Origin of the sequence: Rhizobium sullae (genome assembly GCF_900169785.1) — a bacterium.
Taxonomy (GTDB): Bacteria; Pseudomonadota; Alphaproteobacteria; order Rhizobiales; family Rhizobiaceae; genus Rhizobium; species Rhizobium sullae.
In genome coordinates this window covers 1-16,790 of the sequence record NZ_FWER01000017.1, presented here as the reverse complement: position 1 = coordinate 16,790, position 16,790 = coordinate 1, and the positions used below count along the sequence as shown (strand labels likewise).

Here is a 16,790-nt window from a genome sequence, read left to right as displayed (position 1 = left end):
TCCTGACCCTGGGAGGAGAACTCGTGAGGAATACAGCACTCATTCTTGCACTGGCGGCAACCACCGTTTTAGCCGCACCGCATGGCAGCCCGGCACAAGAGGCCATCACGGGCGACGTCGTCGGCAAGCCCGACGCGCCCAACAAGCTGGTTTTCCGGATGACCACGGATGGCCCGCGCAACAACGAGCCGGCCTACGCTCAAGGCTACAGCAAGCTGTTCAATGACTTCATCGCCAAGCATTCCGACTGGCAGATCGAGTTGCAGATGATGTCGGGGGATATCGGTCAGGAACAGGCGCGCATGCTCGAGCAGGCCAAATCGGGATCGGCCCCGGATTGTGCGGCCGTCGACTCATTCGTCCTCCCGCTCTTCAAGAAAGCCGGCGTCCTGCAATCCTTCTCGCCTTATTTCACCAAAGAGGAAATTGACCAGCTCTTCCCCTTTATCCGCGAGGGCATAACCGGCTCGGACGGCAACATCTACGCATGGTGGTGGTCGACGGATCTTCGTGTTCTTTACCGGAACAAGGAGATTGTTCCTGATGCGCCGCAGACCTGGGACGATTTGAAGAAGGCGGCGCTCTCCTCAGTCGAGGAGGGAATGGAAGGCGTTCTGTTCAACGGCGGCCGCTATGAAGGAACAACGTTCGACTGGCTCGCCAATTTCTGGGCACAGGGTGGCAAATTGGTCGATGACGATGGCAAGCCGGTTTTCGGCGAGGGTGAAAATCGCGACAAATTCATCAAGGCCGTCAACTATTATCGCGATCTCGTTGAGTCCGGAGCCGCTCCCAAACGTGTGGCGACCATCGGCGATTACGACGATTTCAATGCAGCGGCTGCGGCCGGGACGACTGCGCTTTTCGTCGGTGGCAACTGGCAATATGCACAGCTCAGGACAGCGCTTGACCCAGATGAATTCGCCAAATGGGTTTTCTCCCCGCTTCCTGGCCCGGCAGCGGACCAGCGATCAACAGGTACAGGCGGCTGGACGGTGGCGGCTTTCAGCAAGGACACTGAAAAGGTGAAGCTCTGCGCTGAACTTGCCCGCGACATCTATATGGGGCCGGCCAACGCGTTGCAGGAACAGCTTCCGACCCGCGCCGATCTCTATGACAAGTACGAGGTGTTCTCGTCAGAGGCCAACAAGACCTTTGCGGCAGCACTCAAGGACGGACAAGCCCGGCCCGGCGCGCCTGTCTATCCTGAAATCTCCAATCAGATTCAGATCATGATGGGCAAGGTGCTGACGGGTACCCAGCCGACCGAGGCCGCCGTGGACGAGGCCTTCAGCGCTTCGCTGAGCGCCTTCAAACGCAGCTAAAATAAGGACTTGGCGGCGTGGACCGAGACCCTCACCGCCAGTCAACCTGTGCAAACGCTGCCCAGCGATGAAATGGCCGGACCGGACCTATGATGGATGCAAGCATTGCCGCCAAGAGCCCCCGAAGACTCGGCAGGAGAACCGCCGGACGGCATAGTCCCTTCCCGCTGCCTTGGCTTATGCCGCTCATTCTTGTCCTTGGCGTCTTTTATCTTTACCCCTTGCTGGACGTCTTTCGCTTCGCATTCACCAACGTTTCGCTGCTTGGCAGGGACGAGGAGTATACGCTGCAGACGATCGTCAGCACATTGTCGAAGCCCGAGCTTTTACAAATCCTGTGGGTGACATTCGTATTCACCGCGTCGAGCGTTGTTGCGCAGCAATTTTTCGGGCTTTTCATTGCCTTGATTGTTTTGCACGGCGAGAAGCGCCGGCTCTTCGGCACGACGATCGTGCGAACCACAGCCCTTGTCGCCTGGGTTGTTCCAGGTATTGCCGGCGGCATCATCTGGAAAATGCTCTTCAACGAAGCGCCATTTGGCGGGTTGAACAGCCTTTTGCGCGTGATCGGCGTGCCGGCTGTCCAATGGCTGTCCGATCCGCACATGGTCATGTGGTCGGTCGTCATTTCCAATGTCTGGCGCGGCACGGCGTTCTCGATGGTCGTGATGTATGCGGCAAGCAAGGCCATCGATCCTGTTCTTTACGAGGCGGCGGACGTTGACGGCGCAAATCCATGGCAGCGGCTGATCTATATCACTCTACCCCAGCTGCGGACCGCGATCCTGGTGAACATGATCCTCATCACAATCCAGACGTTGAACACGTTTGACGCCATCATTTCTCTGACCGGCGGCGGCCCTGGCCGCGCGACCGAGGTTCTCTCGCTATACACCTTCAACGTCGTGTTCCGTAATTACGACCTTGCGGCCGGCGCCGTCCTGTCGATCCTAATGCTCGCAATCAGCCTTGGCCTTGCGCTCGTATATGCTCGTTTTCTGCCAAAAGGAGAACCGTCGTGAGGGCTTCCAGACAAGATCGCGTTGGCGATGCTCTGAGCTATCTGTTTCTCGCCATGACGTTTCTTTTCTTCGCCTGGCCCTTGCTTTGGCTGCTGTCGCTCGCGCTGAGAACGCGCAGGGAAATCTTTTTGGGCGTGAGCCGCTTTATCCCGAAGGCGCCGACTTTGGAAAATTTCGCCGCCATCTTATCCTCCGACAAGTTCGCGGGGTATCTCTGGAATGCGCTCGTCCTATCCTCGTGCAGCGCAATCGGCTGCCTGATCGTGGCGCTGCCGGCCGCCTATGCCTTTTCCCGTTTTCCATTTCGCGGCAAAGGACCTTGGATGATGGTCCTGCTTGCCTTTCAGATGATTTCACCACTTGTTATCATGGTGCCGCTTTACCGCTACATGGCAGCGCTTCACCTGACCGACAGCCATTTCGGCGCAACGATGGTCTATATTGCACTCGCGGTACCAATGGTGACGTGGATATTGAAGGGCTCAATCGACGGCATTCCGAAAAGCCTCGACGAGGCCGCACTTATTGACGGCTGCAGTCATTTCGCCGTCTTTTGGCGTATCATACTTCCGTTGTCGGCGCCAGGCATCGCCTCAGCCTTCATCATCTCGGTCATCGCCGGCTGGTCGCAGTTTCTCGTCCCATTTCTCCTCATCAGCAAGGAATCCCTCACGCCGATCGGCGTTGGGATATTTCAATACGCCGGAACGCAAAACGACTCCTCCCTCCAGTTGCTGGCGGCCGCCTGCCTTGTATCGGTCGTCCCAGCCATTATTGCCTTTCTCACCCTCCAGCGGCTCATCCTCGGCGCCATGACGGAGGGCGCCGTCAAGGGCTGATATTGCATTCACATCTCAGGATATCATCATGACGCTTACTCTTATCCAACGCCTCGACCGCATTCGCGTCCGCATCGCAGAGCTGGAATACTGGCGTTCGCGCCAAACAATGCAGATAGATGCCTGGACGTTTGAAGGGGAGCCCATTGCAATCGGCGATGCGTGGCCGCGCAAAGATGGTCCCGTGCATTTTTCCGGCGCAACCACCTTGCCCGGCCATTGGCCCCTTGACGATGCTCGGCTCGTGCTCGACCTCGGCGGCGAGGGCCTGATCACGGTCACCGACGAGACCGGGAATGAAACGCGACTTGGCCTTGATCCCTATCATCGGGAATTCCTTGTCCCTTCGCGCAGCATCCGGATCTCTTCCGAAACCGTCGCCCGCCTGCCCTTCGGCGAGCCCGTGCGGCACCCGAGGCTAGAACATGCGGCAGTAATCTGGCTGGACACGGCCGTCGACCGGCTCTGGGTGCTTTTGCGCCAGATCACCGAGGCGGCCGATATCCTCGACGGCCACGAGGCCGTTCCGCATCTCCTGGATATTGCCGAACACGCCATGCGCGGCCTTGACTGGCCGTCGGCCACGGCCGCCTATGTAGCACGGACGGCGCCTTCGCCGGTGCAACAGAAGATTTGGCAGCTGCCGCCACTCGAGGCCACGCCCGAGGGTCTCAATCAAGGCCAGCGCGCCAGCGTGCTCCAAGCCTACGACACACTTGTTGGACAGCTCAAGCAGCTGCGCCAGCGTTTTCCGCCGCAAGGCGAGATCGCGCTGACCGGCCATGCGCATATCGATCTTGCATGGCTTTGGCCTTACAGCGAAACCCGGCGGAAGATGCGCCGTACTTTCCATACGGCGTTGTCGCTCATGGAGCAGTCCTCCGATTTCCGCTTCAACCAGTCCACGGCCCATTACTACGCGCAGATCGCCGAAGACGATCCGGATTTGCTGGAGCGCATCATCGAGCGTGCGAAGGCAGGCCAATGGGAAACGCTTGGCGGCATGTGGGTCGAACCCGACACCAACATGCCGACCGGCGAGAGCCTCAGCCGGCAAATCCTTTACGGCCAGCGTTATTTCGAACGGACCTTCGGGACTCGCAATACCGTCTGCTGGCTGCCAGATTGCTTTGGTTTTTCCGGCGCCCTGCCCCAGCTTCTTCGTCAGGGCGGCATGAACAGCTTCTTCACGATCAAGGTCAACTGGTCGGAAACCAATCAGTTCCCGGCCGATCTCTTCTGGTGGGAAGGCCTTGATGGGAGCCGGGTTCTCGCCCACACATTCGACAATCCGATGCAGGGTTACAATGGCTTCGTGCGCCCGGACTGCTTCGTGCCGACCTGGAAGAACTTCCGCCAGAAGGACAAGCACAAGGCCACCCTGCTTGCCGTGGGCTACGGCGATGGCGGCGGCGGCGTGACGCCGGAAATGATTATGCGGGAAGAGCAACTGCGCTTCTTCCCGGCTTTGCCGCATGCACGGTGGACAAGGGTGCACGACTTCTTCGAGGATGCGCACGACACGGCAGCCAAGAAAGACTTGACCGTCTGGCAAGGCGAGATCTACCTCGAACTGCACCGCGCAACCCTTACAAGTCAGAGCACCGTCAAGCGGCTTCACCGCAGAGCAGAGCGCAGTTTGATTACCGCCGAGACGCTGGCCAGCCTTGCCTATCTTCTGGGAGGCGAGCGGCCGGCATCAATGGAGCCGGCATGGCGTGTCGTCTTAAAGAACGAGTTTCATGACATCCTCCCCGGGTCGTCGATCGCCGAGGTCTATACCGATGCTACCAACGAACTCGAGGCAGTCGCGGCAGAGGCGCACTTCGCCCAAGTAGCGGCGATGAAAGCAATAGCTGCGCAGTTGCCGATTGGAGAAGGCAACAATGTTCTGGTCGTCAATCCGTCGCTGTCTGAACGTCCAATCCGCTTGACGCTATCGGATGGAAGCACAGTCTCAGCTGAGGGACAGATTGCGCCCCTTGGCATTGCCGTTCTGGATACCGGAGCACTCCAGCCGAAGACCGGCCTTTCGGCCGGGCGCGACCATCTGGAAAATGCTGTGCTGAAAGTGACACTTGCCAACGATGGCTCGATCGCCAGCATTCTGCATAAGCCGACAGGGCGTGAGGCGCTTGAGGGGTGCGGCAACCGCCTTTTCGTCTATCCAGCCGATAAGCCGCGCAATTGGGACGCCTGGGATGTCGAGGAAGATTACGCCGCTCGCGGCGAAGAGATCACTGCACTCGACAGCCTTGAACTGATCGAGAACGGCCCGCATCGCGCGGCGATCAAGATCGTTCGAACCTGGCGCCACTCGCGCATTACGCAGCTTCTGTCGCTTGGTGCCAACGCGCTGCGGCTGGACATACAGACAGAACTTGACTGGCATGACCGGCGTGTCTTCCTTNCTGTCGCTTGGTGCCAACGCGCTGCGGCTGGACATACAGACAGAACTTGACTGGCATGACCGGCGTGTCTTCCTTCGCACCCTGACGGGCGTTGCCGTGCGTCACGCGAAGGCAACCTGCGAATGCGCCTACGGCGTCGTGGAACGTCCGACGCATTCGAACACTTCCTGGGATGCGGCGATGTTCGAGGCGCCCGCCCACCGCTTTGCCGATCTTTCGGAGCCCGGCTTCGGCGTTGCCATCCTCAATGACGCAAAGTACGGCCACAGCGTGCGCGGCAACGTCCTGGGCCTCTCCCTTCTGCGCGCGCCGATCTATCCAGATCCCCTCGCCGACGAAGGCATCCAGACCTTTACCTATTCGCTGATGCCGCACGAAGGCGCGTGGTACGAGGGCGGCGTCAGGGAGGAAGCCGAGGACCTAAACCAGCCTCTATTGACGGTCCCGGTTGCCGATCGCGCAACGGGCAGGTGGCAGCCGCTCGCAACGGCTGGCATTGATGCTGCGCTGTCCGCCGTCAAATCTTCGGAGGACGGTGACGGCCTCATCGTGCGCGTGTACGAACCGGCGGGACGCCGCGGTAATTTTGAGTTATGTCTTCCGGACCGTTGGCAGAACCACGGCGTTGTCAGTATCCTGGAAGACCCGATGGATAAGGTCCCGAATACCGGTTTGCGGCCGTTTGAGGTCAAAAGCTGGCGCGTAACGAAGACTTGATGCGATACCGGTCGATGCAAGAGGTCCTCGACCGCGTTTCGCATGCAGGACATCGCCTAGTCTCCGTCCGGATTGGATCAGGTGGGAAGGGACACCGGGATTGATATTGTCGGGCTCGAATACGGAGCAGGCTGCAGCCGCTAATCGTGCGATGATTCTCGCCGCGATTCATCGCGGCGCCCCGATCTCGCGCACGGAGCTTGCCCACCAATCGCGATTGACGAAGCAGGCCGTGACCCGCATCGTGGATCGTTTGCTCGATGAAGGGCTCGTTATGGAGGCACGCCGCAGGCACGGCCTTCGGGGACAACCTGCCATCGAGCTGGAGATCGATCCCGAAGGAGTGTTCTCGGTTGGCGCGAATATCGATCGCGATCACCTTACGATCGTCGCTGTGGATGCGGCCGGGACGGTGCGCGGACGCATCCATCACGAAAGGCGTTTTCTGTTACCAGACGACTTCGTGGGCTTGATGGCAGATGCACTATCCTCCTTCCGCCGCCGCAGGGTCATCGAAGAAGCTCGTCTGGCGGGAGTTGGCCTTGCTATTCCTGACTGGCTCGGAGAGGTTAAAGTCATCGGCTTTCCATCAGAATACCGGCAATGGAATGGCTATGACGTGCGCGGCGCGCTGGAGGCAATGTCCGATCACCCAGTGTTCATCGACAATGATGCCAACGCAGCTGCGCTCGGTGAAATCGAGTATGGTCTCGGCACGGAAATCGGCAGTTTCTTCTACATCCTCGCCAATGCCTGTCTTGGCGGCAGCCTCGTCATAGATGGGGTCCGTCATAAGGGAGCCAGCGGAATCGGTGGAGAAATCGGGTGGCTGCCGGTCGTCTTTGACGATGGCCCGTTTGCGGGCAGCACGCAACCACTTGGCGAAATGTTCTCGCTCTTTATCCTCTTCGACTATCTCGGGCGCAATGGCATCAAGGCGACAACACCGGGAGATCTCCTCAACCTTAACGAGAGGGGACGCAACCTCGTCAGTGCCTGGCTGCGAAAGATCAGCATCAAGCTTGCCCAAGCAATTGTCGATATCGGCTTGATCGTCGACCCGGAAGGCGTTCTCATCGGCGGCCGCTTTCCTGTTCGCCTCATTGATGAACTGCTCGTCTACGTCCACGAGGAGATCACCCGGCTTGGCGCACGAGCGCCGTCCCTTCACCGGGCAGCAGGCTCTGAAGATGCCGCAGCTCTCGGTGCTGCTGCGATCCCGCTGGCTCATCGTCTTGGGTTGCCGTCTGCCGAACCGGGTCAAAGATTTCGAAATCCAATCAGCAGCCGGCAGGCCCAGGACCCGATCACGGTCACATGACAGTTGGCAGTGCCGCTCAACAGTCGGGCGGCGGAGAGGTCACGGACGGGTATCGGGTTAAAGTGTCTCGGAGAACGGACGCAATGCGGCGCCAACGGCGACCCCTGCCCGAGGAAAGGAAGCACGCCGCACGGATGGTATCCAAGGCGCAATCACGAGATCGCGAATTTTATCATCCCGTTCACGCGACAAGCGCGCAATGATTGCCTCAAAAACATCATCGGGCAGAGCACCGCCGATCAGGATAGCGCCCGGAGCGATAAATCCTGAAATCGCCAGGACCATCTCATGAAGATGCCGCGCTGCAATCGCAACCCAAGCATCTGGTTCACCCGGGTGGGCTGCAAGGTGCTTTTTGAGCGAGGGCAAGGTCGCGACGTCGTTTAGGCTCGCGCCGTCAACACCCGAGCACATATCGCCGATCTGGCCGGCCAATCCGTGGAAACCGCGGAACGGCCGCCCTCCGATCAAAAGTCCGGCGCGAACAGTCTCGTCGACGATGATGATCACCAGGCCACCTTCGCGGTCGCCAATGCCGAGCATACGCTCGGCATTGATCGCCGCCTCGGTGTCATCAAGAAAAAAGAGCGGGCCGACCTCCCGTTCAAGGGTATCCTCGATAGCTCTCCGATCAAGAGGGAAGCCGGTTGCAAGGGCAATGCCGCATCCGAGCAGTTTGCCCGAAGTGCCAGCGGCACCCCGGATGTGCAAAACAGCGTCATTGATCCCTTCGGGTCCTGTGAAGGCGCGCTGCTGAAGAATCTTACCTGCAAGATCCATCATGACAGTTTCGCCACCATCCGCACCGAGGCGAATTCCCAGGGAATATGCGGCGTCGGCTCGCAACGAGAACTCAACCGCTGTGTAATGCGCAGTTGTGGGCCGTTTTTGCCCGCTGACCAGGCCCGCATCGGCCAGCCGGCGCATGATCCCCGTTATCGCTGGCTCCGTGAGCCCAAGATGCCTGGAAAGTTCCTGGCGGGTAAGCGGCCCAAAGCGGCGCAGGAGCCCCAAGGCCGTTCGCGAATTGTGGTCTGCAATGTCAACCGGGCTGATGCCTGGACGATCATCATTGCGATCCCGTCCTTTAGATGCGCCAGATACCGAAAGCCGCCGTCCTGTTTTCAAATCAAGCCATTCCCGATACGATTGCCTATGCAATACTGGGTCTTTGCCTGCATCAAAATGAAAAAATGCGTTCACGGGCATACGGCAGGGTTGGCGCGGCACGGGAGGAGACGACGCCAGTCATTTCTAGGAGCACGTTTCCTGGACTGCGTGATGCATTTCACTCAATCACGCCTGTCCGTAGCGCCGCCGCCACCAGAGCCGTGTCCTTGTAGACTGCAAATGTATCCTTCAGCGATTCGATATGCGTTCGCACGGTATGCACCGAGCAACCGAGGATGATCGCAATCTCCTGCGCGCTCTTTCCGTCGCACATGAGCGTCAAGATTTCCCTCTCTCGCTTGGTGATGTGGATCTCGTTCAAGTTTTTCCTCTTCGCTTAGCGCTTTGCTTGCCCCTATAGATATAGGGTGATCGTGCGGTCGCCGGAAAAAGAGCAAGCTCGTTTTTGTGAGCGCGCCATATCCAAATAGTTGCCATCTAGCCAAGTCGTGACAGAAAACTCCCCACGCCGCCGGGCAATTTCGATGACAACACTTTCAGTGGCCGGCTTGCGGAAATGAGCCTCTGCCCGACGAAAGCACCCTCGAGGTCGCCTCTGGCTAAGGAAACAAAGCGTTGCATTCCCTCGCCTTGAACGGATTGGAATCGCCGACGCGGTATTTCGACCAGATGCGATCAAAGTGAATTATGGCACTGGGGCCTGAACACACGCCATCGAATTGCCGGTTCAATGTCCGTGCGCTGGCAATTCCTTCATTCAATAGGTCTCTTGCCGGTGGTTTCACTGATCTCAAAGAGCTCGCACATCGGCTACGGCCATACACCATCGTCTCTCGTGACACGCCTGACAGTTTCCACTCTTACAGCAATACGTTGGCACATCGCGTCAAAACTGCGCTATCGTGATAGAGCACACGATTGTCGTCGGCAGCTCCCAGAACGAGGCCAAATCGCGAACGCAACCTATCCTGGAGAATAGGTTTCGCCCGCGAAAAATCTTGATATCCTCGCTGCATCTAGCAACGCGCGAATAACCAGAGCACAGCGGAATTGCTCAGGACATGGGGATGTCATGCGTAATAAGACTAACAGGGCTGGCCACTATAGTCGGGTGCTCGACGAGCTGGCAATTGTTGCAAGAATCGCACGCAAGCAGCGCCAATCGACGAGCACGCATCCATGAGCTTGTCTTCCCCCTCGGATCCTCCCGAGAGCTTGCCGGCTGAGACAATCGGCGCGCGCCGGGAGGAAATGCCGGCCGCCGATCAGAATCCTGCTAACGAGATGTCGCGCGTTCTGAGGACTGCGCCAATTCATCTTGCCGCGGACCCCTCCGGTGGTGCAATCGCGCACTGGAATCACGACCCATTGCATGACGTCGTCGAGCCCATGACCGACCACGTCATCATGGCTTACAACGGCGTGATACAGCGCATGGAACGGCGGTCCGGAAGATCGATCGAGAGCGGAACGTTTCGTCGCGGGGTTGTGATCATCATCCCGGCTGGATCAAGCTCCCGATGGGATATTCCAAAACCGGTTGATGTCGTTCAGCTCTATCTTCCCCGCACGACACTGACGCGCATTGCCGACGAAACCGATACCTTCACGCCGACCGATCTCTTGGAGCGAACGGCGCATCCGGACCTCATTACATCCCGATTGCTCCTGAGCGCAGCCGATGTCCTGGAGGGCAATACGGCACTGGATACACTGTTCAGGCAGCAGTTGACTGACCTTCTGGCCACGCGCCTGCTGGCTGCGCACACCGGCAAGGCACCGAGCTATCAGCCGGCGCTGGGCGGCCTTGCGCCGAGCGTGCTGCGCCGGGCCATCGAACGATTGCGGTCGGACGCCGACGCGGACGTCTCCCTCGGGGCCCTCGCTGCCGATTCCGGGTTGTCGCGTTTTCATTTCTGTCGCGCCTTCAAGGAAAGCACAGGACTTTCGCCTCACAACTGGCTCCGTCAATATCGGCTCGAGCAGGCCATAAACATGCTACGTGATCCTCAAAATTCGATCGCGTTGGTCGCGGCCTCCCTCGGTTATGCCTCGCAAACAGCATTTGCAGCTGCATTCCGAAAATTGACCGGTGAAACACCGACCGATTGGCGGCGGCGCCACGGCTGACCGAAATCTTCTTTCGCCTCGCCTCAGATTCCGGACTGTCGCGTTCTCCGCTGCGACGTCATCGGCTCGAACAAGCGACGACACGCCACGCGATTCCACTGGCATGGCGTTGGTCGCGGCCCCACTTGACTGCGCCTCGCAAACAGCCTTGGCCGCCGCATTTCGAAAGCTGACCGGTAAAGCGCCGGGCGATGCGCGGCGCGCATCCGCTAACCGCAATTGCTCTGCAATGGCGCCAATCCCTCTGGCGCAGCCGCAGACCTGTTTCGCTAAAACACCATTGCGCCCGTACCAACGGATCCTGCGGAGACAAAGGATGGTCTGGGCACCGATTACGGATCAATCGCAACGAAGCGACCCGTAGCGGCTTGCATACCCGATTTTAGCAACTGTCCGTCCGATTCGATGACGGGCCCTACAAAGGATCAGCACAATGACCTCCATTACAACCAGCGACGGTGTTCAACTTTTTTACAAGGACTGGGGACCGCAGTCCGCTCAGCCGATCGTCTTTCACCACGGCTGGCCGCTCAGCTCCGACGATTGGGATAATCAAATGCTCTTCTTCCTCGGCAAGGGCTTTCGCGTGATCGCTCATGATCGCCGCGGTCATGGCCGATCGAGCCAGGTGAGCGACGGTCATGACATGGATCACTACGCCTCCGATGCTGCCGCAATGATCGACTACCTCGATCTTCACAACGCGATCCATGTCGGCCACTCTACCGGCGGCGGTGAAGCCGCGCGGTATGTCGCGCGGTATGGCAAGGGTCGCGTTGCCAAACTGATCCTGATTGCTGCCGTGCCGCCATTGATGCTGAAAACCGCCGCCAATCCCGGCGGTTTGCCGATCGAGGCATTCGACGGATTGCGCAGTCAGCTGGCTGCCAACCGTTCGCAGTTCTATCGCGATTTTCCGAGCGGCCCCTTCTACGGCTACAACCGCCCGGGTGCCGAGCCTTCGCAGGCGGTCATCTCAAATTGGTGGCGTCAGGGCATGATGGGCGGCGCGAAAGCACATTACGACGGCATCAAGGCATTCTCGGAGACGGATTTCACCGAGGACCTGAAGAGCATCACCGTGCCGACGCTCGTGTTGCATGGCGATGACGACCAGATCGTTCCCATCGGTGCCGCCGCTCTGTTGTCGGCGAAGCTCCTGCAGGCCGGCACGCTGAAAATCTACGAGAAACTGCCGCATGGGCTGTGCACGACCCATGCAGATGTCGTCAATGCCGACATGCTGGCCTTCATCACGGCCTGAGCGAAGTCGCTTCACCGATCCGCGCGCCATCGATTGCCGACCACCTCGCCGCCCATCAGGAGCGGCGACGGTGACGCGCGGCCCTTTGAAACTACAAACAACGGAGTGAATAACATGAGACTTGTGATCGTGGGCGCCGGCTTCGCCGGCATGTACGCCGCACTTTCCGCAGCCCGCCTGCGCGATATCGAAGGCATTTCGCCCGAAGAGCTCGAAATCGCGCTCGTGTCCCCGGAACCGACGCTCGTCATCCGCCCCCGGCTTTATGAGCCGAAACCCGAGACCCTGACGGCACCTCTGCAGGATGTATTTGACGCCATCGATGTCACCTACATGCAGGGCAGCGTCGAAGCGATCGACACGAAGGCCCGCACCGCAGATGTCGTTAATGCCAAGGGCGAACGAAAGAGCCTTCAGTATCATCGCCTTGTGCTCGCCACGGGCAGCCGGCTGTTCCGCCCCAATATTCCGGGCCTTGCCGAATACGCCTTCAGCATCGACAACATCGATGACGCCATTGCCCTTGATCGCCACCTCCACGCGCTTGCGAAGATGCCGGCCTCGGCCGCGCGCGACACCATCGTTGTTGCGGGCGCCGGTTTCACAGGTATCGAGGCGGCGACCGAGATGCCTTCGCGGCTAAGAACCCTGTTCGACAAAACCGCCAATCCGCGCGTAATCATCGTCGACCGCAGCAGCGCAGTCGCCCCCGACATGGGCGAAGGTCCGCGCCCGATCATCGAGGAGGCACTGCGCAAGCTCGGCGTGGAAACGCGGCTCAATGCCGGCGTTTCGTCGCTGGATAAATCCGGCGTTACGCTGAGCACCGGCGAGCACATCGAAACCATGACAGTGATCTGGGCGGCAGGCATGCGGGCCAATCCGCTAACCACCAAAATTCCCGGCGAGCGTGACAAGTTCGACCGGCTGCTGGTCGATGGCTGCCTGCGCGTGCCGTCCGTGCCCGGTGTCTTCGCCACCGGGGATGCGGCTCGCGCCGCTTGCGATGACTTCGGCAATTATGCACTGATGTCGTGCCAGCACGCCACTCGCATGGGCGCCTTCGCGGGCAACAATGCCGCCGCTGAACTGCTGGGCGTGCAGGCACGGCAATATCATCAGGAAGCCTATGTCACCTGCCTTGACCTTGGCGATGCCGGAGCCCTCTTTACCCGAGGCTGGGATCGCAAAGTGGAGATGGTCGGCGAGAAAGCAAAGGCGACCAAGCAGGAAATCAACACCGTCTGGATCTATCCGCCGCAGCCCGAGCGCGCCGCTGCGCTGGCTTCCGCCGATCCGGAGCGTGTGACGGACCTCTGATCGCATCACGACACGAGCTGCGCTCTCTGCAAGAGCGCAGCTTGCCATATTCCGGTGTGCTCGTGACGCGTGCCGTCAATTCATCGATCGGTTCCGGTCGGTCGCGACATGGAGCTTGGCGCCTGAGCCTGCCTTGAAACGGTCCCAGACCTTCGGCATCAGGCCCTTTTGCCTGCATGCGCCTGGCATGCTGATGAGCGCGAATGATTGTGGCATTCACGCACAACCATTCGAAATCACCATCATGGCTGAGGCTGTCAAAGTGGTCCTGCAGCACGCCCCGCTCCACCCAGTCCATAGTGGTGCCGCTTGACCGTGTGACAATCGCCAATCGCTCTGGCAGGTCGCGCCTGCGCGCACCCTTACGGCCCATCCAGAACATCGCATCCATAAAGCGTCCGTTATCGGTTCGCGGCCCTCGCTCTGCCGCGGCAGCCATCGGACATCAGGGCGATCTTCAGCTCGCGGTCTTATGAATAACGCAACCTGATGAATGATCTTCGAAATATTCAAATTCTTAATTGCCATCGCAACTAGATACGGCAAATGCGCGATTATCTCGCATCCGTCCAGCTCTGGCTACGATCTTATGAGACGGTATCCTAGACCGGCCGGGATGAATGCGTGTCGTTACTCACGGCAGGGTACTGGTTGCCGATCAGTGCCGGTACGAACGCGAGGCCTTCGGCAGGCATGGCCAACGAAAGCCCACTTGCTCCGCATTGGTCATGAAGCAAGTCGACGATCTCGTTCTTGGCGGGCGTTCGGATGGCGACGCTGTCGACGCGAAACTGCAGCTCGACTTCGATCGCAATCGCGTCGATGGCTTTGATGGCAACGACCGGCGGCGGGTTCTTGATGATTAGGATGCTGGCTTGCAGCACAGACCGCATGACTTCCTCGACCAGGCGTGGTCTTTGCGTTGCAGCGATGCGCACACGCAACGTGATCTGGTGCGTCTCGTCAGGGCGGCTGAGATTTGTCACGCCCATGCTTTGCCAGGATGCTGTTCGGTAGCACGACGACATTGTGCGTAACGGTCAGCAGGTTGGTGGAGCGCCAGTTGGTTTCGATGACGCGGCCCTCAGTGCCGTCGGTCAACTGGACCCAGTCGCCTAATGCATGGGCCCTTCCGAGTGTCAGCGCGATGCCGGAAAAGACATCGCCGAGCGTGTTCTGTAACGCAAGACCGAAGATGACGGCTATGACGCCCGAGGTCGCAACCAAGGTGCCGACCGGCATGCCGAAGACGAAACCGATGACGGAAAGCGCCACGCCTAGATAGATGACCGCAATGGCCATATCCTGGATGAGATGTGCTTCCCGTGGCTTGCGGTTCAATCTGACATAAATCTGGATGAAGCCGATGATCGTCCAGGCGAGATGGGTCCACCAGAGGATTCTGGCCGATTTGGAAAGCAGCGCGCCAAAACTTTGCGTATAGATACCGTCGGGTTGGTGCGGAGCGATGCCCGCCATATAGAGCACGAGGCTCATGCCCGTAAAGAACAGGATCTGGACGATCAAGCGGCCCGTCGGACGGTTGCCGCCCTGGATGTGCCACACGACGATGCCGGCAATTCCCAGAAGGTTGACCAGAATAAGCGGCACGAAATTGTCATCACCAAACATGGCAGGAATCACCGATTATGGTTGCGTCAAGGGGTGGCCGGGCCCGGCACTGCAGGCCCGGCCTGATAGCCTATTTCTTGATCGGGAATGTCAGTTCTTGCTGGGCGCTATCGACGACGAAGACTGCAAGCAGCCTTGCCGGTTTGGTCTTGCTGGCGTTTTCGCTGACACCGTGGCGATCGCCCGGCAATTCCGAAAAGCTTTCACCGGCCTTATACACTGTGACGGGGCCATCATTGACCTGACTGCGGATCGCGCCTTCGAGGACGGTCGCGTAAATGAAGGCGGAGGCTGGATGCGTATGGCCCTCCGAGAAGCCGCCGGGAGCGTATTCAACGAGAACGCCCTTCATGCTCTTTCCTGGAACGTTCGGCAGTTCATGCTCATAGACCAGCGCAACCTTCGCGCCCTCGCCACCACCCGGCGTATCATGTGCAAGAGCCGAACCTGATAGGAGAGCCGTCAACGCAACGGCAAAATGCAATGACTTGATCATGTCTATCGTCCTTTCGTGACTGAGGCACCGGCCCGCCTCTGAGGCGGACCATATGCAAGTCGTTATCTTCTGGGTGCTGTCGCAAACCAATCATCGAAACCGATGCGGCCGATGCGTGGTTGATTGTCGGAAACGAGTGAACCGTCTTCCAGTTTGGTCCCGAAATAGCGGGCATCCGGATCCGCGATAACGGTGCGGGAATCTCCGATCGCCTTGAGGTATCGCGCGGCGAAATCGCAGAGTCGCGCGCGCTCGGGGCCGCAGATTTCGACGATGCCGTTCGTCGGCGCGGCAAGGGCCGCGTCCGTTACGAAATCGGCGACGTCGTCGGACGCGATCGGCTGCAGGGAACCCGTCGACAAGCGGGCCGTGTCGCCAACCGTGCCCCCCTGGGCGATGCCGCCGAGAAATTCCATGAACTGTGTGGAACGCACGATCGTATAGGGAACGCCGGCTGCCCGGATGATCTTTTCCTGGGCGACCTTGGCTCGAAGATAGCCGCTATCCGGCAACCGATCCGTGCCGACGATGGAAAGCGCGACGTGGTGTTTCACGCCGGCCTCGATTTCCGCTGCCATCAGGTTCCTGCCCGCGGTCTGAAAGAATTCGAGCACGGCCTTATCCTCGAAGGATGGCGAGTTCGCGAGGTCTATCACCACCTCAGTATTCTTCAGCGCTTCCGCCAAGCCCTCTCCGGTGAGGGTATTGACGCCGGTTTTCGGGGCAGCAGCAATGACCTCATGCCCCTTCTTGCGCAAGCGCTCTGCAGTCTTGGAACCGATCAGGCCGGTTCCGCCGATAATTACGATTTTCATAAGATGCTCCATTTGCTGCGCGCCCATGCGGTGCGCGTGGTTCAATAGGTGGATTGGTGAAGGGCTGGTTGAAGCTCGGACTTGAAGGCCGAGCTGGACACGGCCTTCAAGGATGCACGCTCTGGTTCGGCCTTAATTCAACATGCGATCAGTAGTCCCAGAAGACCGGTACCCAACGAAAGGCGTTGCCGTCGACTGCGACATGGCCAACAGAGGGAAACGGCATATGAGTTGCCACCAGCAGTTCGCCGCTCGCTGCCAGCTCCTGCAAAAGCCGGACCCGAACGCGGGCAGCCTCCTCGGGGTCATGTTCGAAACCGTTGTGCCAGTCGGGGTGATCGAAGCCGACCGCGAACACGGCGTCGCC

11 protein-coding genes and 3 pseudogenes are annotated in these 16,790 nt (G+C 59.3%); 8 read left to right on the top strand and 6 right to left on the bottom strand.

Features of this window, described 5'->3' with window-relative positions; genetic code table 11:
• The first annotated feature begins 41 nt into the window (after positions 1-41).
• The 5 genes and pseudogenes from BN1800_RS16835 to BN1800_RS16815 all read left to right on the top strand — a co-directional run bounded on the left by BN1800_RS16835 (position 42) and on the right by BN1800_RS16815 (position 7,635).
• Positions 42-1,325, top strand: coding sequence for an extracellular solute-binding protein (locus BN1800_RS16835; RefSeq protein ID WP_425299034.1), 1,284 nt, complete (start codon positions 42-44; stop codon positions 1,323-1,325).
• 89 nt (positions 1,326-1,414) lie between these two features.
• Positions 1,415-2,347: a carbohydrate ABC transporter permease gene (locus BN1800_RS16830; RefSeq protein WP_027513527.1), complete on the top strand. Its 933-nt coding sequence runs from the start codon at positions 1,415-1,417 to the stop codon at positions 2,345-2,347.
• Between the two features lie 53 nt (positions 2,348-2,400).
• Positions 2,401-3,186, top strand: coding sequence for a carbohydrate ABC transporter permease (locus BN1800_RS16825; RefSeq protein ID WP_051336833.1), 786 nt, complete (start codon positions 2,401-2,403; stop codon positions 3,184-3,186).
• A gap of 28 nt (positions 3,187-3,214) precedes the next feature.
• Positions 3,215-6,314 (top strand): annotated as a pseudogene (locus tag BN1800_RS16820) (alpha-mannosidase).
• A gap of 151 nt (positions 6,315-6,465) precedes the next feature.
• Positions 6,466-7,635, top strand: a complete 1,170-nt coding sequence (locus tag BN1800_RS16815; RefSeq protein WP_086999541.1) for an ROK family transcriptional regulator — start codon at positions 6,466-6,468, stop codon at positions 7,633-7,635.
• A gap of 57 nt (positions 7,636-7,692) precedes the next feature.
• Here BN1800_RS16815 and BN1800_RS16810 read toward each other — a convergent pair whose 3' ends face one another.
• Positions 7,693-8,838 (bottom strand): ROK family transcriptional regulator, encoded by a 1,146-nt coding sequence (locus BN1800_RS16810; RefSeq protein WP_244564534.1) that lies wholly within the window; start codon positions 8,836-8,838, stop codon positions 7,693-7,695.
• 85 nt (positions 8,839-8,923) lie between these two features.
• Entirely contained in the window at positions 8,924-9,127 is a 204-nt protein-coding gene (locus BN1800_RS16805; RefSeq protein ID WP_027513532.1) for a response regulator transcription factor, read from the bottom strand.
• An 818-nt stretch (positions 9,128-9,945) separates the two neighbouring features.
• On the opposite strand from BN1800_RS16805, the gene BN1800_RS16800 reads away from it, so the two are divergent.
• From BN1800_RS16800 to BN1800_RS16785, 3 genes are all read left to right on the top strand, one after another.
• Positions 9,946-10,896, top strand: a complete 951-nt coding sequence (locus tag BN1800_RS16800) for a helix-turn-helix domain-containing protein (protein WP_086999537.1) — start codon at positions 9,946-9,948, stop codon at positions 10,894-10,896.
• Between the two features lie 433 nt (positions 10,897-11,329).
• A complete protein-coding gene (locus BN1800_RS16790; protein ID WP_086999535.1) occupies positions 11,330-12,160 on the top strand; it encodes an alpha/beta fold hydrolase in 831 nt (276 codons plus the stop codon).
• A gap of 114 nt (positions 12,161-12,274) precedes the next feature.
• Positions 12,275-13,480, top strand: a complete 1,206-nt coding sequence (locus tag BN1800_RS16785) for an NAD(P)/FAD-dependent oxidoreductase (RefSeq protein WP_086999533.1) — start codon at positions 12,275-12,277, stop codon at positions 13,478-13,480.
• A 602-nt stretch (positions 13,481-14,082) separates the two neighbouring features.
• Here BN1800_RS16785 and BN1800_RS16780 read toward each other — a convergent pair.
• The 4 genes and pseudogenes from BN1800_RS16780 to BN1800_RS16765 form a co-directional block, all read right to left on the bottom strand.
• Positions 14,083-15,112 (bottom strand): annotated as a pseudogene (locus BN1800_RS16780) (mechanosensitive ion channel family protein).
• A 70-nt stretch (positions 15,113-15,182) separates the two neighbouring features.
• A complete protein-coding gene (locus tag BN1800_RS16775; RefSeq protein WP_086999531.1) occupies positions 15,183-15,608 on the bottom strand; it encodes a cupin domain-containing protein in 426 nt (141 codons plus the stop codon).
• A 62-nt stretch (positions 15,609-15,670) separates the two neighbouring features.
• Positions 15,671-16,423 carry an SDR family oxidoreductase gene (locus tag BN1800_RS16770; RefSeq protein WP_086999529.1) on the bottom strand — a complete coding sequence of 251 codons (753 nt, stop codon included), beginning with the start codon at positions 16,421-16,423 and terminating at the stop codon, positions 15,671-15,673.
• Positions 16,424-16,571: 148 nt separating this feature from the next.
• Positions 16,572-16,790 (bottom strand): annotated as a pseudogene (locus BN1800_RS16765) (MBL fold metallo-hydrolase); the annotation flags it as partial.